The sequence below is a fragment of the Streptomyces sp. NPDC032822 genome, assembly GCF_055578825.1.
Genome location: NZ_JBVIOL010000031.1, coordinates 25,562 through 44,912, shown reverse-complemented (window position 1 = coordinate 44,912; position 19,351 = coordinate 25,562). Strand labels below are relative to the sequence as shown.

Here is a 19,351-nt window from a genome sequence, read left to right as displayed (position 1 = left end):
GGGCGCGACACCATCGGGTGAACCCCTTCGGGTTCCACAACCGGACGCGTCCTCCGGGAGTCGTATCCACCACACGACACCATCAGCCCTCGGGGGAACCGTGCATCATCAGCAGTCCTGTCCGCCTCGGCACTTGGGGAGCGGCTCCTCATGACGCACCGCTTCAACCCTCCGCCCGACTGGCCCACTCCGCCGTCGGGATGGGTTCCTCCGCCGGGCTGGCAGCCGGATCCGTCCTGGCCGGTGCCACCCGGATGGCAGCTGTGGCTGCCGGAACAGTCTTCGGCGCCGCCCGATCTCACATCGCCCTACACCGGCACGGGCAGTGCCGCTCCCGTCGGCCTGTTCGGACGACGACGCAAGCAGGCCGAGGCGGATGCCGAGCGTCTTGCCGCCGAGTTGGCCCACTCCGAGACACGGGCACAGACACTCCAGGCACAGGTGCGTCAGCTGACGGAGCAACTGGCCCGGGTGATCGGCGCCGACAGTGCGCAGATCGCCGCGGAACAGGAACAACTGCGGCAGGCGCACGCCGAGAAGGTCTCCGAACTGCAGCGAATCGACGGCCTGCTGGATGCGAAGGTCGAACATGCCGCGCAGCGGGCCGCCCACTCACTGGTCGATGTGCGCAGGGAGGCGGACGCGCTGGCACAGCAGGCACACCAGGCCCGGCAGCAGGTGGCGGCCTCACAGGCGGACCTGGTGGTCATCGATGAGGTACGGATGCTGCAAGAGGCCGGCATCTACGAATACCGGCATCCGCTGGCCGACGCGGTGTCCTGTGCACGGGAGTTGGAGGGGCTGAAGTCCCGGTACAAGCAACTGGCCCGTGACGACCGTGCGGTACTGGCCGCGCAGGACTGGTCCGTGAACGGTTCACTCGCGCAGGGCCGCAAGATGGTGCGGGACTTCTCCAAGCTGATGCTGCGCGCCTACAACGCCGAGGCGGACAACGCGGTGCGCGGCATGCGACCGCACCGGCTGGCCTCGCTCATCGACCGGCTGGGCAAGACGCGGGAGACCATCGCGCGGCTCGGGACCACGATGCACATCAGGATCAGCGACGACTACCACCACCTGCGGGTGCGGGAGTTGGAGTTGACCGCCGACCACCTCGCGCGCAAGGAAGCCGAGAAGGAGGAGCAGCGGGAGCTGCGGGCCCAGCAGCGTGAGGAGGAGCGGCTCCAACGCGAGATCGAACGCGAGCGGCAGCGTCTGGAGAAGGAGCGCAGCCACTACGAGAGCGCGCTGCGGCGGCTGCGGGCCGGAAGGGCCGATCCGGAGGGCATCGCCGAGCTGGAGGAGAGGCTTCGGCAACTGGACGGCGATCTGCAGGCGGTCGACGCCCGCGAGGCCAACATCCGAGCCGGTTACGTGTATGTCATCTCCAACATCGGCGCGTTCGGCGAACGCATGGTCAAGATCGGACTGACCCGGCGGCTGGACCCCATGGACCGGGTCAACGAACTCGGCGACGCCTCCGTGCCGTTCCGTTTCGATGTCCACGCACTGATTTTCAGCGAGGACGCCGTCGGCCTGGAACGACGCTTGCACCAGGAATTCGAGGACCGCCGCGTCAACCGCGTCAACGCCCGACGCGAGTTCTTCTACACCACCCCCGCCCAGGTCCGTGACGCCCTGCAACGCCTGGCCGGCCAACACCTCCTCGAATTCACCGACACCGCCGAAGCACCCGAATGGCGCGCCAGCCACCCGCCCACGGCCACCTGACACCCCGACTCCCCTACCCCTCACCCCTCACCCCGAGAGGAACCGCGTGCCAAGGGCCGCCCGGGCGATCACCGGGCACACTGGCCGACATGCCCTTGTCGCTGCACCACATCGTCATCGACGCCCACGACCTGCCCGCCCTCGCCCGGTTCTGGGCCGGGGTGCTGGGCTGGCGGATCCTTTCCGAGCGGGAGCGGGAGGTCGTGATCGGGCCGGACGAGACCGCGCCGGTGGGCATCTGCTTCATGCCGGTGACGGATCGTAAGGTCGTCAAGAACCGTCTGCACCTCGACCTGACGTCCGCCGCGGAGGACCGGGACGCCGAGATCGAGCGCATCCTCGCACTCGGCGCCCGCAGGGCGGGCGTCGGACAGAGCGGCGACGAGTCATGGACGGTACTGGCCGATCCGGAGGGGAACGAGTTCTGCGTCGTCCGCCCGAAGGCGACCCTCATCGGCTAGGCATCACGGCTGCTCAGTGCCGTGACCGGCGTGCGAACCTGCCGTCGCGTGTCGGCGAGTCGAGGAGCGAGACTGGCGCGGGTGGGGCAAGAGGGCTTGCGCTTGCCGATGCTCTGACGTCCTTGACCAACGCCTGCACTCCGTCGCCCCCTGCCGGACCACAGGGGAATCTGTGATCGAGACGTGGAGGGTGAGTTGAGGTTCCGCAAGGCGTTGATGCCGGGGGAAGCCTCACGCTCGCCCGCCAGGTCACGCAAGGTGGCTTTCGCGGCCTCGTCGTCACCACAATCACCAGCATGGGCGCACCCGTGACCGATGCGGGCGCGGTCCCGGCCGCGTGGGGACTGCGGTGTGCCGTCGGCCGGCGGGACCGTTCCTCCTGGCGGGCGGTCGTCGTGGCGGCGTTCCGCTCGATGCCCCAGCAGCCGCTCGTGCCCGTACTGTTGGCGGGGTCGGCGGTCGCCGTCGCCGCGCTCCTGGCCATGTCCCCCGTCCTGCTGGTCGTCGTCCTCGGGCCGCTCGCCCTCGCCGCCACCGCTGCCGAGATCTGGCGACCGCTGTCCCTCACCTCCCCCTCCCCCGAGTTGTCCCCCAACCGATCGGAGACCGTATGCCTGCCGACACCGCACGCCGCCGCTGCGCCGTGGTGGGACTGGGCGCCCGCGCCCGGCTCTTCACCCAGGCGCTCGCCGGTCCCTACGCGGACCGGATCGACCTGGTCGGCTTCTGCGATGTCAACCCCCACAGAATGGCGGTGCACAACGAGTGGATCGGCGCGTCGGTACCCACGTACGCCGCCGAGGACTTCACGGAGATGCTGCGCCGCGAACGCGTCGACATCGTCGTCGTGTGCACCGTGGACGGCACCCATGACCACTACATCGTCCAGGCCCTGGAGGCCGGCTGCGAGGTGGTCACCGAGAAGCCGATGACGACGGACGCCGACCGCGCCCGCCGTATCCTCGACGCCCGGCGACGCACCGGCGGCCGCGTGCGGGTCGCGTTCAACTACCGGTACAACCCGGTGCATTCGGCCGTACGGGAACTGATCGCGGCCGGGGAGATCGGCGAGGTCGGCTCCGTGCACTTCGAGTGGCTGCTCGACCTGCGCCACGGCGCCGACTACTTCCGCCGCTGGCACCGCGACAAGGCCAACTCCGGCGGCCTGATGGTGCACAAGGCCACCCACCACTTCGACCTGGTCAACTGGTGGCTGGGCACCGAACCCGAAACCGTGTACGCCCAGGGCGGGTTGTTCTTCTACGGCGACGAAGCGGGCGCGCGCCGGGGCCTGGCCCGTGACTACGCCCGGGCACACGGCTCCCCCGCGGCGGCGGACGATCCCTTCGCCGTCCACCTGGCCGACTCGCCGCTGCTCTCCGCGCTGTACCTCGACGCGGAGGCCGAGGACGGCTACCACCGTGACCAGAACGTCTTCGGTCCCGGGGTGACGATCGAGGACGACATGGCGGTACTGGTCCGCTACGCCTCCGGCGCCAGCCTCACCTACCACCTCACCGCGTACGCCCCGTGGGAGGGATACCGGATCGCCTTCAACGGCAGCGAGGGGCGCCTCGAACTGCTGGTCGAGGAGTCCACCTGGACCCGGTCCGAGGTGGCCGTGCCGGGTGACAGTGCGGTTCTGCACGGGGAGTCGGTGGGCGACACGGCGGGGCGTACGGAGCTGATGCTGCGTCGGTTCTGGGAACCGCCGCGCGAACTCAAGGTCCGGGCCGGCGAGGGCGGACACGGCGGCGGCGACGTACGCATGCTCGCGGACCTCTTCGGTGAGCCCGCACCCGACCCACTGGGACGTGCGGCGGACGCCGCGGACGGGGCCCGTTCACTGGTCACCGGCCTGGCCGCGAACCAGTCCTTCGAGTCGGGCGGCCCGGTGCGGACGCGAGACCTGCTCGACATCTGAGTACGGCCGGCTCACCGTGCTCAAGGCCGTCGGTGTGCCTGCCGTCGGTCCGCGAGGACAGTGGGCCGCGAGGTCGAGTCCTCTCGACGTCGTGGCGCCGGAGCAAGGGCTGTTCGCGTACTCCGGCGCCCGACACAGAACAGTCGCCGTGGCCCGGAGCCGGGGGCGAACCGCGTGTGCTCAGCCTCCGACCGCGGTCAGGCGGTCGGTGATCTCCTGAGCCGTGGTCAGCACCCTCTGAGCCAGTTCCGCCTCCGCTTCGGGAAACACCCTGGAGGTGAGCGCGGCGACGCTCACCGCAGCGACCACTTTCTGCCCGTCGTCGCGGATCGGTGCGGCTACGCCCGTCACATCGGGGTCGGGTTCACCGCGTGACCGAGTACCCGGCCCGACGAATGTGCGCGAGCCGGTCCATGAGCGTGTCCACGTCGGTGAGCGTGGCCGACGTGAGCGCTTCAGTTCGACTGCCTCCAGCCGTCGTCGCGCCTCGTCCTGCGGGATCCAGGCCAGCAGGACGAGCGCGGAGGCACCGGCGTTGAGCGGGAGCGTGCTGCCCCGCTCGTAGGAGATGCGCACGGCCCACGTGCCGGCCTCCGCCCGCTCGACGCAGACGACCAGTTCCCCGGCACGACGGGTCAGGAGCACCGTCTCGCGCACGTCGGCGGAGAGTTCGGTCATCGCCGGAACGGCGATCTCGGTCAGTCCATAGCTGCGCCTGGCCAGCCGGCCGATCTCCAGGACACGCAGCCCGAGCCGGAAGCCACCGCCCGGCGCCTCCTCCAGGAACCTGCTTCACCAGTGACTGCAGGTATCGGTAGGCGGTCGACCGGGCGACCCCCAGACGCTCGGCGACCGCGGTACCGGAGATGACGAGTTGGGTGTCGTCGAACATCATCAGGATGTCCAGGGCCCGGTCGGCCGTGGAGTTGCGTTCGCGATAACCGGGGGAAGCTGGAAACGTTTCAATCACCTGCTTGCAGGCGCGATCCCGGTCCCGTTCATGGCGCCATGTCAACGGTTGTGCAGCCAAGTTCTCGCGAGCGACCCGATCACCCGGGGAGATCGCCGCCGCCAAGGGGGCGAGCGAGGAGGGCCTTACCGCCACAAGCGGACACGGGTGTGAGTGCCGGGAGGCAAACTGGCCAGTTCCATTGACGCGCCCCTGATCCACATCTATCTTCTGCTCGAACTTGCGAACAGTGTTCGATTTTTCGAACCATGGCCGTCAAAGGAGACCGCCTGTGTTGCGCACGCGTCGCCGGTGCACTTCCGAGACAGCACTGCCGACCCTCTCCGCCGCCTTCGTCGCCCGGCCCACCACCGCGCACACGGGAACCTCGATGCGCCGGCCACTGAACACACATTGCGCGACGTCCACCTCCCACGGGAGACCGCCCCGTTCCCCACCCCCTGCCACGAAGGCCAGGGCCCGACAACCCTCGACCTCACTCGCGTCCGATCACGGCACTACAGAGAGACAGGAACGCATATGCCAAAGGTCGTCCTTGTCAGACTGGCGGCGGTATTCGTCGCCGCCTGCCTGCTCTTCACCGCCCAGGTCGTGACCACACCCCAGCGGGCCGCAGCCGCCGACCCGGGGTACCTGATGACGCACTTCATCGGGGAGGGATCGACCGGTCAGCAGATGTACTTCTCGTACAGCGCGGACGGTCTGAACTGGACCGATCTCAACGGCGGCGGGATGACCCTGCGCTCGACCGTGGGCACGCGTGGGGTGCGTGACCCCGCACTGGTCCGCTCGCCCGACGGCAGCAAGTACTGGATCATCGCGACCGACCTGTGCATCGACTGCGGGCAGACGTGGAGTCAGGCCATCAACGACGGCAGCCGCAACCTCGTGGTGTGGGAGTCGACGGACCTGGTCACCTGGTCGGCGCCGTGGCTGCTCAACGTCGCGGGCGCGATCCCCGACGGGCGCAACGCCTGGGCACCGGAAGCCATCTGGGATCCGGCCGGCAACGACTACGTCCTGTACTGGGCGACGAACAAGCCCCTCAACGGCGCGACGAAGCACCGCATCTACTACGCCCGCACCACGAACTTCCGCACGGTCAGCACCCCGCAGATCTACATCGAGCGTCCCGGCACCCAGGAAATCATCGACACCCAGATCGTCGAGGTCCCCTCAGGCGTCGGCAACTACCGCTACGTACGGGCCTCCGGCGACGGCCAGATCACCCTTGAGGGCAGCAACTCGATCCTCGGCACCTGGACCAACCTCGGTAACCTCTCCGGCATCGGCCTCACCGGTTCGCAGGTCGAGGGCCCGATGTGGATGAAGTTCAGGAACCGCAACGAGTGGACCCTCTACCTCGACCAGTACGCGGCCGGAAAGGGATACATGCCGGTCGCGACGACCAACCCGTCCGCCGTCGGCACCTACCACCTCCCGGCGTCGGGCACCTACTCCATGGGCGGCACCAAGAAGCGCCACGGCTCGATCCTGAACCTGACGGCCGCCGAGGACACCCGGATCCGGGCACGCTGGGCCAACGTCCCGGCCAAGCGGCTGCAGTCCTTCAACTTCCAGGACCGCTACGTGCGGCACAGCAACTTCGACGTCCGCATCGACCAGAACGTCACCAACGACGACGCCCAGTTCCGACAGCGGCCCGGTCTGGCCGGCACCGGCACCGTCTCCTTCGAGTCGGTCAACTTCCCCGGCTACTACCTGCGCCACGACGGAGCCGACTTCCAGCTCGTCCACAACGACGGCACCACCCAGTTCGCCGCGGACGCCACCTTTCGGCAGGTCGCCGGACTCGCCGACGCGACATGGGCGTCGTTCCAGTCGTACAACCACCCCGACCGGTACATCCGCCACTACGCGTACCAGCTGAAGCTCGAAACGATCAGCACAGCGACGGGACGCAGCGACGCCACCTTCCGGATGACAGGCTGACCCGACGAGGTGGTCTGCGGACGGCGCCGACGTACCTGTCCCGCCCGGCACGGCCGCGATGCCGAGAAGGCCATCAGGCGTCCGCCACTTCGGCGCACTCGACCACGGTCGCGTGGAATCCGCCGGTATCCGTCCCTCGGCTGGGCAGAGGGACGGATACCGGCGGTCACCACCGTGTCAGCAGGTCATGACAGCGGCGGGTAGGCGTTCTGGACCAACTGCTGGAACTGGGCGGAGAACCAGCGTCCCGCCAGCGGCGAGTTCGGCAGCGCGCCCGTCAGGTTGTTGCCGTTGCGGGCGTTGCCGCCGTATGTCGGGTCGCACATCCGGTCGAAGCCCTTGCCCTCGTCGTTCGGGATGGCGGTGCTGTTGCCGTCCGACTCCCCCGGGGGCTTGACCCACACGTAGGCGTCGATGCCGGCGGCCGGAGCCGCGGTCGGCCGTTCGCCGATGCCCGCGCCGCTCTGGTTGCACCAGTTGTTGGAGGTAGTGCCCAACTGACTGCTGGGTTGGCTCCTCCGTCCAGACACCCCTATGGGGTGGCAGGGACGCGTGACTCACGCCCCGCATTCCACACGATCTCGCCGCGTTGGCCGATCACGTGGGAAGCATTCCCGACGTGGGCAACGACCCCGCAGCTCCGGCAGACAAAGAGGGCCTGGCCGGCCCGGTTCTTCTTCTCAATGTGATGGCACTCGGCGCATTCCTGGCTGGTGTACGCCGGATCGACGTACACCAGCGGGACGCCGGCCCGCTGCGCCTTGTACTCGAGGAATGCGCCGAGCTGGGCGAAGGCCCAGGAGTGGAGCGTGACCCGTTGGGGCTTCCTCAGCCGTACCCTCTGCCTCAGTCACGATCTTCTTCGAGATGATGTGGTTGACGTTCGCAGCGTGCCGCTGTTCCTTGCGGCGCCGGCTCTTCAGGCGGCGCTTGGCGGACTTGGTTCGCTTGGCCTGGAGTTTGCGGCGCAGGTCACAGCGGTGCTTACGGCGCCTGTTCAGATCCCGCCCGGCCGCTCGGTAGCCCGTGCTGGTGGTGGCGATGTTGGCAATGCCAAGGTCCACGCCGATAAATCCATCAGGCTCATACCGATCGGCCTTGAGTACCTCGCAGGTGGCGATCAGCAACCACATGCCGTCACGGTGGACGAGATCACTCTCGCCCTCACGGTGCTCGGCGAGGAGCTTGCGGGCCTGCCCGGAGCAGGTGAACCGCACACTCCGGATACGTCCGGCAGTGGTCCAGATACTTACGGTCTGCTTGTCGATCTCCCAGCTGAGACAGCGATCGTCGTACGGCTGCGCCGCATCCGGCCGGAAGGTGACGGGCTTCGACTCGGCCTTGCGGCGGCGCTTGGAGCCTTCCTTGCCGAGGTTGACGTTGCGGATGTTCGCCTTCAACGTCGCGCAAGCCCTCCCGGAACGGGAGCGCTCCCAACTCTCGGGGCAGGACGACCGCCTGCTCCCGTGCCCCTGGCGAAGTCGTGTGCTCGGTTGCCTCCGGCCGGTAAGATCGGTGATCTCGTGGGGGAGGCGGTCATGGGCAAACGGCGCCCGGGCACACCGACGCTGGAGGAGGTGGCTGCCCACGCGCAGGTGGGAAGGGGCACGGTCTCCCGCGTCATCAACAACGCGGCCGGCGTGAAGGAGTCGACGCGCCGGACCGTCCAGCGGGCCATCGAGGAGCTGGGGTACGTGCCCAATCTCGCGGCCCGTTCCCTGGCAGGCCGGCGGGCCGACGCCGTCGCCCTGGTCATGACGGAGCCGGACTGGCGGCAGTTCGCCGAGCCCTTCTTCTCCGAGATCGTCCGCTCCCTCGGGGACGCGCTGACAGACACCGGGATCCAACTGCTGCTGACCCTGGTCCGGTCGGACGCCGAGCGGCAGCGCTTCCTTGAGTACGCGCGCGGCGGCCGGGTCGACGGAGTACTGCTGATGTCCGTGCACGCCGGTGATCCGCTGCCCGACATGCTCGCCGACGCCCGGTTGCCGACCGTGCTGCTGGGACGCCGCTCAGGGGAGGAGTACGTCAGCTACGTCGACGCGGACAACATCGGCGGAGCCCGTAGTGCCGTGACCCACCTCCTGCGACAGGGCCGCAGAGTGATAGCCACCATCACCGGTCCCCTCGACCTGTACGCCGCCCAGTGCCGGCTGCGCGGCTACGAAGAGGCCCTGGCGTCGGCGGGCCTGGCGGGCGAGCCGACCCGTGTCGCCCAGAGCGACTTCACGGCGGAGAGCGGACGCCGCGCCATGGCCGAGCTCATCGAACGGCATCCGGACATCGACGGCGTCCTCGCCGCGTCGGACACCACGGCCGCGGGGGCGCTGGAAGCCCTGCGCGCGGCCGGACGCCGAGTGCCCGAGGACGTCGCCGTGATCGGTTTCGACGACTTTTCGCTGGCCCAGCGGACCGAGCCACGGCTGACCACGGTGCGGCAGCCGATCGAGGAGATCGGGCGGGCCATGATCCGGCTGCTCCTGGAGGAGATGGAGGAGGGGGCCGTGGCCTGGCGTCACGTCATCCTCCGTACCGAGCTGGTGGTACGCGAGTCGACCTGACCCCTCGTCGGCACACCGGTCCGGAGAAGGCTCCCGGATCCGACGAGCCGCCTCGCGGCGCCCGGGGCTGACCTGCGGATCCGAAATCGGGTCGACACGTTTCGTGCCGACAGTCTTGTCAGGTACCTGAACCATCCCTACAGTCCCAGCCGAAGCCTCGTTTGGGAGCGCTCCCATACACGATCTCGTCACAGCGCTTCCGTCCCCACCCTCTGACACCCGCTGAAGAGGATCCGCATGCGTCCTTCCCCGCACCATGCCCGCAGCACGCGTGGCCTGCTCGGCGCGCTGCTCACCTCGCTCGTCTCGCTTGTCGCGCTTCTGACCACAGCGCCAGGGGCACAGGCCGACACCACGATCTGCGAAACCTTCGGTTCAACGACCATCCAGGGCCGGTACGTGGTCCAGAACAACCGCTGGGGCACCAGCGCCACTCAGTGCATCACCGCCACCGACTCGGGGTTCAGGATCACCCAGGCCGACGGATCCGTCCCCACGAACGGCGCTCCGAAGTCCTACCCCTCCGTCTACAACGGCTGCCATTACACCAACTGCTCGCCCGGCACCAAGCTTCCCGCCCGGCTCAGCAGCATCTCCAGCGCCCCTTCGAGCATCTCCTACAACTACGTGAACGGCGCGGTATACAACGCCTCGTACGACATCTGGCTCGACCCCACGCCCCGCACCGACGGCGTCAACCGGACCGAGATCATGCTCTGGTTCAACAAGGTCGGATCCATTCAGCCCATCGGCTCCCCGGTCGGCAACGCCAACGTGGGCGGGCGCACCTGGCAGGTGTGGTCCGGCAACAACGGCGGGAACGACGTGCTGTCGTTCGTCGCACCGTCGACGATCACCAGCTGGAACTTCGACGTCATGGACTTCGCCCGGCACGCCGTCTCGCGAGGCCTCGCCCAGAACAACTGGTACCTCACGAGTATTCAGGCAGGGTTCGAGCCCTGGCAGAACGGGGCGGGCCTTGCCGTCACCTCGTTCTCCTCCACCGTCAACACGGGCGCCTCCGGTGACCCGGGCACTCCCGGAGGCTCCACCGCCTGCAAGGTGGCGTACGGGGCGAGCTCCTGGCAGGGCGGCTTCACCTCCGACGTCACCGTCACCAACACCGGCTCCTCCCCCATCAGCGGCTGGAAGCTCGCGTTCACCCTCCCCTCCGGGCAGCAGATCACCAATGCCTGGAACGCGACCCTCTCCGGTTCGTCAGGAGCGGTCACCGCGAGCAACGTGGCCCACAACGGCGAGGTCGCGGCCGGCGGCCAGGCGACCTTCGGGTTCCAGGGCACCTCCAGCGGCACCTTCGCCAAGCCCTCCGGCTTCAGTCTGAACGGCACCGCCTGCGCCAACGCGTGACACACGTCCGGCCTCCGGGGCACGCCCGCTTCCGCCACTCCCACGGGCGGGCCCCGGAGGCCGCACGGAACGCACCTGCCGGTACGGAGCCCCTCGGCACATCGACGAACACGCACCCGTTCTTCGGTGCCGCCAAGCATTAAACGACAAAACGGACATGCATGATGACCCGGAGTGATCACGGGTGTGGGCCAGTCACCGATCCGCATCGTGGACACGCCTCACCTCCCCAGCTCCACAGATTGAGGTATGTCATGCATGGGTTCGATCTGAGTCGGCGCTCCGTCCTCGCCGGGACCACGGCCGCTGCCGCGCTCGCCGGCCTCTCCTCCTTCCAGGGCCGTGCCCAGGGCGCCGAATCCGCCATCGGCGCGGCAGCCGAAGCCTCTCCCTACGGCTGGCGCAACGTGGTCATCGGCGGCACCGGATTCGTCACCGGAGTGGTGTTCCATCCCGCCGTCCAGGGACTCGCCTACGCCCGTACCGACATGGGCGGCGCCTACCGCTGGGACGACGGCTCGGCCCGCTGGATCCCGCTGCTGGACTGGCTCAGCCAGGACGACTCGAACCTCCTCGGCGTCGAGTCCCTGGCCATCGACCCGGCCCGGCCGGACCGCGTCTACCTTGCCCTCGGCAGCTACACGCAGTCGTGGGCGGGCAACGGCGCGTTCCTGCGCTCCGACGACCGCGGGGCCACCTGGACCCGTACCGACCTCAGCGTGAAACTCGGCTCCAACGAGGACGGCCGGGGCACGGGCGAACGCCTTCTCCTGGACCCGCGCGACAGTGACACCCTGTGGCTGGGCACCCGGCACGACGGCCTCCTCAAGTCGACGGACCGGGGCGCCACCTGGTCCGCCGCGAAGGGCTTCCCGCCCGTCCCCAGCGCCTCCGGCCAGGGCGTCACCGTTCTCGTCTCCGCCGGGCGCACCCTGTACGCCGGCTGGGGTGACGGCGACGGCTCCGCGACCACGAACACCCTCTACCGCACCACCGACGGCACCACCTGGGTGCCCGTCCCCGGGCAGCCGACCGGGCCGACGGCCAAGATGCCGATGCGGGCCGTGTACGACACCCGCGCCGACGAGCTGTACGTGACGTACGCCGACGCTCCCGGCCCCAACGGCCAGTCCAACGGCAGCGTGCACAAACTGGCCGTCGCCGACGGTACGTGGACCGATGTCACCCCGGTGAAGCCCGGCGGCTCCGACAGTTTCGCGTACGGCGGAGCCGCCGTCGACGCCCAGCGCACCGGCACCGTCGTCGTCTCCACCAACAACCGCTGGTCGGGGGGCGACACCCTGTTCCGCACCACCGACGGGGGCCGGACCTGGACCTCCCTCAAGGACTCGGCGAGCATCGACGTGTCGGAGACCCCCTTCCTCAAGTGGGGCAAGGACGCACCGACGTTCGGCTGGTGGATCCAGATGGTCGCCGTCGACCCGTTCGACTCCCAGCACATCGTCTACGGCACCGGCGCCACCCTCTACGGCACCCGCGACCTGAAGAAGTGGGCCCCGCAGATCCGTGGCCTGGAGGAGACCTCGGTGCTCTTCCTGATCTCGCCGCCGACCGGCCAGGCACACCTGCTCAGCGGCTCACGGGACATCGGCACGCTGTACCACGACCGTCTCACGGCGTCTCCGGCCGGCGGCCTGGCGACCAACCCCCTCTTCACCACGGCGGCGGGCCTCGCCCAGGCCGCGAACAAGCCGTCCTATGTGGTGCGCACGGGCACGGGTGACAACGGCAACGGCGCCTTCTCGAACGACGGCGGGCAGACCTGGACCCCCTTCAAGACCCAGCCCGCCATCGCCAAGGAGGCACCGGGGCCGATCGCCACCACCGCCGACGGCAGCGTGCTGGTGTGGTCTTTCGTGCACTGGGACGGCACGAAGCACCCCACCGAGCGCTCCGCCGACAACGGCGCCACCTGGTCCGAGGTCTCCTCGTTTCCCACCGGCGCCACACCGGTGGCGGACCCGGCCGATTCCGAGGTCGTGTACGCGTTCGACACCGCCACGGGAAAGCTGTTCGCCAGCACCGACAAGGGGCTGACGTTCGCGGCCCGGGCCACCGGACTGCCCTCCGGCGACGCCGGGTTCAAGCTGGTCGCGACACCGGGACGCTCCGGTGACCTGTGGCTCAGCGCCAAGACCAACGGGCTGCTGCGATCCACCGACGGCGGCCGAACCTTCGCGAAGGTCGCCGGCTGCGAGGCCTCGTACACGCTCGGCTTCGGCGCGGCCGCCCACGGCGGCGACCATCCCGCGATCTACCACGTCGCCACCGTCAGCGGGGTCACCGGCGTCCACCGCTCCGACGACGCCGCGAGGACCTGGCTGCGCATCAACGACGACGAGCACCAGTGGGGCTGGATCGGTGAGGCCATCACCGGGGATCCCCGGGTCCACGGCCATGTGTACCTGGCCACCAACGGCCGCGGTATCCAGTTCGGGCAGCCCGCCTGACACACGAACACCGCCCGGCCGGCGGCGGATGAAGCGATACCGGGTCCCTCCGAGTGTTCCGCTCGGAGGGACCCGGTATCAGTGGCGGGGTCAGTGCCGGGCGAACTGGAGCCCCGTCGACTGCACGACGTCCGGCCGCAAGCCGATCCCGTCGACGGTCAGTTGTTCTCCGTAGATGTCGGTGAGCCTGATCGCCTTGCCGCACCCGCCGCCGTCGGGAGAGAGGAAGTAGTTGTAGTCGGTGCGGGCCAGTTGGCGCCAGCCGCCGCCGGTGCGCACCTCTAGCCGGGCGAGCGGGTTACGGTGACCGATCGCCTGGATGCCGCACCAGTAGGGGCTGGACCCGTCCTTGTAGCGGATCGAGATCGTGCCCGCCGTGCTGGGGCTCAACAGGCTCCAGGTGATGGCGAGTCGACCGGTCGAGACGGGGGCCAGTTCGGCGAAGGCCTGTTCACTGAGGTCGAGTTGGCCCGGCGCGCAGGGCAGGGGGCATTCGTTGGTGATCCGGACCGTGACGGAGGCGCCGTTCGCCGCGCGGACGAGTACGTACGCCCCGCATGCCTTGGACGTCTCGTAGTCGGTGGTGTTCATCGCCGCGATCATCATGTCGCCGCTCGGGCCGTACGAGCAGGCGCCGTCCCCCACCCCGGCCTTGTAGACCGTGGCGACTCCCGGGTAGGTGATGTTGTTTCGGATCCGTCCGGCCAGGGACGACGAGGCAGGCGCCTTCCGCGGGGAGGCCGCTGGCGGCGTCTCCGACGCGGATGCGGAGGCCTTCGCGGGGGTGGCACTGGCCGACGGGGACGCGGAGACCGTGGACGCGGAAGGTGTGGGGGATTTCTTCCCGGGCGGCGTCGGCGGCTGGGTCTCCTGGGAGTTGGCGACCGCGGTGGCCGGGGCCCGCCCGGCATCGTCCTCGCGGTCCGGCTGCAGCGCCATGACCAGGCAGACGAGGAGACCTGTGACGACCAGCCCTGTGGTGCTGCCCACCATCAGCCGGCGTCTGCGTCTGCGCTGTCGCGCGGCCTGGCGTGTTTCGTGCATGTCTGTCCGTTCGAAGAGCGCGTCGCTTGCGCTACTCAGTGGCCGCAGGAGGCGAAAAGGTTGCCGTCGACTCTTCTCTCGGACCGGGCAGGGAAGTTGAGCGCGGCCTCGGGGCCGCTCAGCGACCTCGGCCATGTTCCACCGCTGACGGAGCGGGCCGTATGCCGGGGTACCAGGCACGGGCGGCGAGAGCAGGCCCGTGCCCCGACCGGAGGCTGTCCTGCGGCCGGGGCCTGATGGGGGCTCTGACAGGTGGGCGCCGGTCAGCGGACTCGCTCGGGCTCCTTGGACTCCCCCTCGGGGACCTTCCGCAGACGTGTGCCCTCGACGTCGAGGTCGGGCAGGACGCGGTCGAGCCAGGCGGGGAGCCACCAGGCGTGCCGTCCGGCGAGGGCGAGGACGGCCGGCACGAGGGTCATGCGGACGGCGAAGGCGTCGATGGCCACGCCGACGGCCAGCGCGAAGGCGATGGGCTTGATCAGGGCATCGTCGAGGGGGAAGAACCCGGCGAAGACGGTGAACATGATCAGGGCGGCCGCGGTGACCACCCGCACGCTGTGCCGTGCGCCGTCGACCACGGACCGGCGGGCCATGCCGGTGTGGACCCATTCCTCCCGCATCCCCGACACCAGGAACACCTCGTAGTCCATCGCGAGTCCGAAGAGCACTCCGATCAGGATGATCGGCAGGAAGCTGACGACGGGACCGGTGTGGGCCAGCCCGAAGACGTCCGCCAGCCACCCCCATTGGAACAGGGCGACGACCGTGCCGAGCGAGGCGGCCACCGACAGCAGGAACCCGACAGCGGCCTTGAGCGGGATGACCAGGGAACGGAACACCATGGTCAGCAGGATCAGGCTCAGGCCGACGACGATCGCCACGAACGGCAGCAGGGAGTCGCTGAGCCGGTGGGAGACGTCGATGTTGACGGCGGTGGTCCCGGTGACCGCGACGGAGGCCCCGGTGGTCTCGTGGATGCCCGGTGCGGCGGCGCGGAGGTCGTGGACGAGCCGGGCGGTGCGGGCACTGTCCGGGCCGGTCTCGGGGATGATCTGGATGACGGTCTGCGCGGGGTCGCTGGTGGGCTGCGGCGGCATTACCGTCTTGACTCCCTTCAGGTCGCCGAGCTTCCGCGCGGCCTGAGCACCCGCCTGTGCGCCGGACTCGTCGTCGGTCTCGGTCAGCACCAGGAGCGGGCCGTTGAAGCCGGGGCCGAACTTCTCGCCGATCACGTCGTACGCCTTGCGCTCGGTGGAGCCGACCGGGGCCGATCCGTTGTCCGGCAGGGCCAGGCGCAGATCCGCCGCGGGGAGGGCCAGCGCGGTGAGGATGCCCGCGACGGCCAGCACCGTCAGCAACGGCTTGGCGACGGCGGCCTTCACCCAGCGGGCGCCCAGGGTGGCCCTTGCGGTGGATCCGCCCGGGCCGGCGGCCCGCTGAGCCGCCTTGCTGCCGGGCCGGGGCGTCAGCCGGGTACCGGCGAACCCGGCGACGGCCGGGAGCAGGGTGATCGCGGCGAGGACGGCGACGAGGACGGCTCCGGCGGCACCGAGGCCCATCGTGGTCAGGAACGGGATGCCGATGACGGCGAGTGCGGCCAGGGCGATGATCACGGTGCTGCCGGCGAAGACCACCGCGCTGCCGGCCGTCCCGTTGGCCAGGGCCATGGACTCCTGGGGGTCCGTTCCGCGGGCGAGTTGCTGCCGGTGGCGGGAGAGGATGAACAGGACGTAGTCGATACCGACGGCCAGACCCAGCATCAGCGCGAGGGTGACCGCCGTGGACGAGATGCTGACCGCCGGGGCGAGGGCGAGCAGCCCGGTCAGTCCCACCGCCACTCCGAACAGCGCGGGCAGCAGCGCCATGCCGGCGGCGAGCAGCGAGCCGAACGTGACGACGAGGACGAGCACGGCGACGGCGACACCGATGATCTCCGACGGTCCGATGTGGACGCCGTCGCTGCCGAAGACGCTGCCGCCCACCGAGGTCCTCAGCCCACTGCGTTCGGCCGCCTCGGCCGACTGCCGGATCGCCTCCAGGGACGAGGCGTGCACCTCGGCCCGCTGCACCGAGTACTGCACCTGCACGATCGCCGTGGTGCGGTCGGCCGAGACGGCTCCGGAGGCGCTCGGGCCCAGGACGGCGCTGACCTGGGGCGCCTTCGAGGCCGCCGACTCGACCGCGGCGATGGCCGCCCCGTAGCGGGCTTCGGTGACGCGGTGGCCCTCGGGTGCGGTGAGCACGATCTCGGCGCCCACCCCGGAGGCCTCGGGCAGTGTCGTGCCGAGTGTGTCCAGCGCCTGCTGTGACTCGGTGCCCGGCACGGTGAAGCGGTCGTCGAGTTTGCCGCCGAAGACGCTGACGCAGGTGATGAGCGCGGTGAGGACCACGAGCCAGATGCCTAGCACCAGCTTGCGGTGACGGTAGGCACTGCGGCCCAGCCGATGGAGCAGGACAGCCACGACTGACTCCCAAGGTCGGTGAGGGGATTCCCGGACGTCTCGACGCGGACGGGCGAACAGAGGATCGGCGGCCGTCGCGGCCGAGCGGTTGCGGGCAGGGAGGTGTCCTGGTGCCGCGGTCGACCTCCAAGTCGCTTCGAGCACTGGACTTTATCAGTCGCTCAAGTTGACTGAACCGGTCAACTGAATGACTTAACTCACCTCGGCAACAAAACCCACTTCCACCTGCGACTTTACCGGCATCAAGCGACCCGATCGCGCGACAAGGCCTATCGACCTTGTCGCTTGACAAGGTCGCCTGTATGGTCGGGGCAGCCGGGACCCACGACAGGGAGTGATCATGAGCAGCACGCAGCACGCGAACGTCACCACGTCGGTGCACAGCCGCAGGGCGGACGTCGTGGTGATCGGTGCGGGGCTGGCCGGTCTGGCCGCGGCACGGAAACTCGTCGCGGAGGGCAGGTCCGTAGCCGTCCTGGAGGCCCGGGACCGGGTCGGCGGCCGACTGCTCAACCACGACCTCGGCGACGGCCAGGTCACGGAGCTCGGAGGACAGTTCGTCGGCCCCACCCAGGACCACATCCTGACGCTGGCCGAGGAGGTCGGTGTGGACACCTACCGGGCCACCGTTCCCGGCGCGACCGTCTACGTCCACGACGGCAAGGCCAAACGCTTCTCCGGGCACACCCCGCCGGACCTGTTCGCCCTGCCGGACATCGGAATCGCCCTGGCGCGCATCGCCAAGGAGGCCGCCAGGGTGGACCCGACGGCCCCGTGGCGGGATCCCCACGCCCGCGAACTCGACGCCATGACCTACGAGACCTGGCTGCGCAAGGCCGAGATCACCGGCGACGCCGTCGACATGGTCAGCCTCTTCCTCAACTCCGCCTACGGCGGCGAGGCACGCGACGCGTCCGCCCTGTTCAGCCTCTGGTACGTCGCCACCTTCGGCAACGAGACCCACCCCGGCACCATGGAACGCGGCACCGGCACCACCGGCGGCGCCCAGGACAGCCGCTTCGTCGGCGGCTCGCAGCTCGTCGCCCAGCGGCTGGCCGAGCAACTCGACGGCCGCGTGCACCTTTGCGCCCCGGTACGGCGCATCAGCCAGGACGCCACCGGTGTCACGGTCGTCTCCGACGCCGGAGACTGGCGAGCCGACCGGGTGATCGTCGCCGTCCCGCCGCCGCTCGCCGCGCGGATCGTGTGGGACCCGCTCCTGCCGCCGCAGCAGGACCAGCTCTTCCAGCGGCTGCCGTTCGGCACCCTCATGAAGTGCGTCGCCGTCTACGACAAGCCGTTCTGGCGCGAGGACGGCCTGTCCGGCCTGGGGCTGCTACGTGGGGGCTCCCCCATCCGCGAGATGTTCGACAACACCCCGCCCGACGGTGGGCCGGGCGTCCTCATGGGCTTCCTCGGCGGCCGGGAATGGCGCAAGTGGGCCCACCGCGCGGCCGCCGAACGCCGTGGCGCGGTGCTGCGTTCCTTCGCCCAGGTCGTCGGGGAACGCGCCTTCGACACCGTCGACTACGTCGAGCAGGACTGGACCGCCGAACCATGGACCCGGGGTGGCCCCACTTCCGTCGCCGCCCCCGGTGTGCTCAGCGACTTCGGCCGGTGGATGGGGCAGGTCTTCGGCCGTGTGCACTGGGCGGGCGCCGAGTTCTCGCCGTACTGGAACGGCTTCATGGACGGCGCCGTCCGCTCCGGCCGGCACACCGCCATCGAGGTCATGGATCGGGACTGAGCGCGAGAAGCGCCGACGAGAGACACGACGAGAACCCCACAACAAAGGAAGCATGATGAACACGTACGTGGTCACCGAGCAGACTGTCATCAACGCACCCCTGGGACGCGTCTGGGACGTCGTCGCCCGCACCGACCGGTACGCCGAGTGGGTCGCCGGAGCGGTCGAGGTCACCGACCACCACGGTGTCGCCACCGTCGGCAGGACCTACGCCGAACGCAACCACACCCTCGGCCCTCTGAAGACCGACTCGGTCTGGACGGTCAGAGAGGTCGAGCCCTTCAGACGCCGCGTCGACACGGGCACCGGATTCGCCCCGCTCCAGAACCTGACCAACGTCTTCGAGTTCCGGCCGGCGCAGAGCGCGGAAGGCCGCGAGACGACGGAGATGGTCTACCAGGTCGAGTACACCATCGGGCTGGGACTCCTGGGGGACCTGCTGAACCGCATCCAGGAGCCGTCGATGCGGGCCGGGATGCGCACCTCCATGATCAACCTCGACAGACTGCTCCGCTCGGAGAATTCGGCGACCGCCCGGTGACGCGCTTCGCCTGCGATGGGCCGGCGGCCACGTACCGGACGTCAGCGACCGCGCGCCCACAGCGTCCACGTCATGGGCAGCCGAAGAGAAATACATGCCATGTCTGCTCGTCAACAAA

14 protein-coding genes are annotated in these 19,351 nt (G+C 69.5%); 9 read left to right on the top strand and 5 right to left on the bottom strand.

Annotation, left to right across the window (positions count from 1 at the left end; all coding sequences use genetic code 11):
* Positions 1-150 precede the first annotated feature (150 nt).
* The 3 genes from ACZ5VD_RS41465 to ACZ5VD_RS41455 all read left to right on the top strand — a co-directional run bounded on the left by ACZ5VD_RS41465 (position 151) and on the right by ACZ5VD_RS41455 (position 4,116).
* A complete protein-coding gene (locus tag ACZ5VD_RS41465; RefSeq protein WP_468685624.1) occupies positions 151-1,731 on the top strand; it encodes an SNIPE associated domain-containing protein in 1,581 nt (526 codons plus the stop codon).
* An 89-nt stretch (positions 1,732-1,820) separates the two neighbouring features.
* Positions 1,821-2,192 carry a VOC family protein gene (locus ACZ5VD_RS41460; protein WP_468685623.1) on the top strand — a complete coding sequence of 124 codons (372 nt, stop codon included), beginning with the start codon at positions 1,821-1,823 and terminating at the stop codon, positions 2,190-2,192.
* A gap of 610 nt (positions 2,193-2,802) precedes the next feature.
* Positions 2,803-4,116: a Gfo/Idh/MocA family protein gene (locus ACZ5VD_RS41455; RefSeq protein WP_468685621.1), complete on the top strand. Its 1,314-nt coding sequence runs from the start codon at positions 2,803-2,805 to the stop codon at positions 4,114-4,116.
* A 180-nt stretch (positions 4,117-4,296) separates the two neighbouring features.
* On the opposite strand, the gene ACZ5VD_RS41450 is transcribed toward ACZ5VD_RS41455, so the two are convergent.
* On the bottom strand, positions 4,297-4,794 hold the full coding sequence (locus ACZ5VD_RS41450) for an IclR family transcriptional regulator domain-containing protein (RefSeq protein ID WP_468685619.1): 498 nt from the start codon (positions 4,792-4,794) through the stop codon (positions 4,297-4,299).
* A gap of 811 nt (positions 4,795-5,605) precedes the next feature.
* Between ACZ5VD_RS41450 and ACZ5VD_RS41445 the strand changes: the two genes are divergently transcribed.
* The gene (locus tag ACZ5VD_RS41445) at positions 5,606-7,039 is read left to right on the top strand and encodes a glycoside hydrolase family 43 protein (RefSeq protein ID WP_468685617.1); all 1,434 of its coding nucleotides are present in this window, start codon (positions 5,606-5,608) and stop codon (positions 7,037-7,039) included.
* Positions 7,040-7,224: 185 nt separating this feature from the next.
* On the opposite strand, the gene ACZ5VD_RS41440 is transcribed toward ACZ5VD_RS41445, so the two are convergent.
* Together ACZ5VD_RS41440 and ACZ5VD_RS41435 are read right to left on the bottom strand one after the other, a co-directional pair.
* Positions 7,225-7,575: a glycoside hydrolase family 6 protein gene (locus tag ACZ5VD_RS41440; protein ID WP_468685650.1), complete on the bottom strand. Its 351-nt coding sequence runs from the start codon at positions 7,573-7,575 to the stop codon at positions 7,225-7,227.
* Positions 7,572-7,871: a zinc ribbon domain-containing protein gene (locus ACZ5VD_RS41435; protein WP_468685648.1), complete on the bottom strand. Its 300-nt coding sequence runs from the start codon at positions 7,869-7,871 to the stop codon at positions 7,572-7,574. The genes ACZ5VD_RS41440 and ACZ5VD_RS41435 overlap by 4 nt, the downstream gene beginning before the upstream one ends.
* Positions 7,872-8,577: 706 nt before the next feature.
* Here ACZ5VD_RS41435 and ACZ5VD_RS41430 point away from each other — a divergent pair.
* From ACZ5VD_RS41430 to ACZ5VD_RS41420, 3 genes are all read left to right on the top strand, one after another.
* Complete coding sequence (locus ACZ5VD_RS41430; protein ID WP_468685615.1) at positions 8,578-9,600, top strand: LacI family DNA-binding transcriptional regulator; 1,023 nt, start codon at positions 8,578-8,580, stop codon at positions 9,598-9,600.
* A 237-nt stretch (positions 9,601-9,837) separates the two neighbouring features.
* Positions 9,838-10,968, top strand: a complete 1,131-nt coding sequence (locus ACZ5VD_RS41425; RefSeq protein ID WP_468685614.1) for a glycoside hydrolase family 12 protein — start codon at positions 9,838-9,840, stop codon at positions 10,966-10,968.
* A gap of 254 nt (positions 10,969-11,222) precedes the next feature.
* Positions 11,223-13,439, top strand: coding sequence for a 1,4-beta-glucanase (locus ACZ5VD_RS41420; RefSeq protein WP_468685612.1), 2,217 nt, complete (start codon positions 11,223-11,225; stop codon positions 13,437-13,439).
* 90 nt (positions 13,440-13,529) lie between these two features.
* Here ACZ5VD_RS41420 and ACZ5VD_RS41415 read toward each other — a convergent pair whose 3' ends face one another.
* Together ACZ5VD_RS41415 and ACZ5VD_RS41410 are read right to left on the bottom strand one after the other, a co-directional pair.
* The gene (locus tag ACZ5VD_RS41415) at positions 13,530-14,483 is read right to left on the bottom strand and encodes an expansin EXLX1 family cellulose-binding protein (protein ID WP_468685611.1); all 954 of its coding nucleotides are present in this window, start codon (positions 14,481-14,483) and stop codon (positions 13,530-13,532) included.
* Between the two features lie 263 nt (positions 14,484-14,746).
* Entirely contained in the window at positions 14,747-16,945 is a 2,199-nt protein-coding gene (locus tag ACZ5VD_RS41410) for an MMPL family transporter (protein WP_468685610.1), read from the bottom strand.
* A 340-nt stretch (positions 16,946-17,285) separates the two neighbouring features.
* On the opposite strand from ACZ5VD_RS41410, the gene ACZ5VD_RS41405 reads away from it, so the two are divergent.
* On the top strand, positions 17,286-18,692 hold the full coding sequence (locus ACZ5VD_RS41405; protein ID WP_468685609.1) for a flavin monoamine oxidase family protein: 1,407 nt from the start codon (positions 17,286-17,288) through the stop codon (positions 18,690-18,692).
* Between the two features lie 52 nt (positions 18,693-18,744).
* Entirely contained in the window at positions 18,745-19,233 is a 489-nt protein-coding gene (locus tag ACZ5VD_RS41400; RefSeq protein WP_468685607.1) for an SRPBCC family protein, read from the top strand.
* The last annotated feature ends 118 nt before the right edge of the window (positions 19,234-19,351 follow it).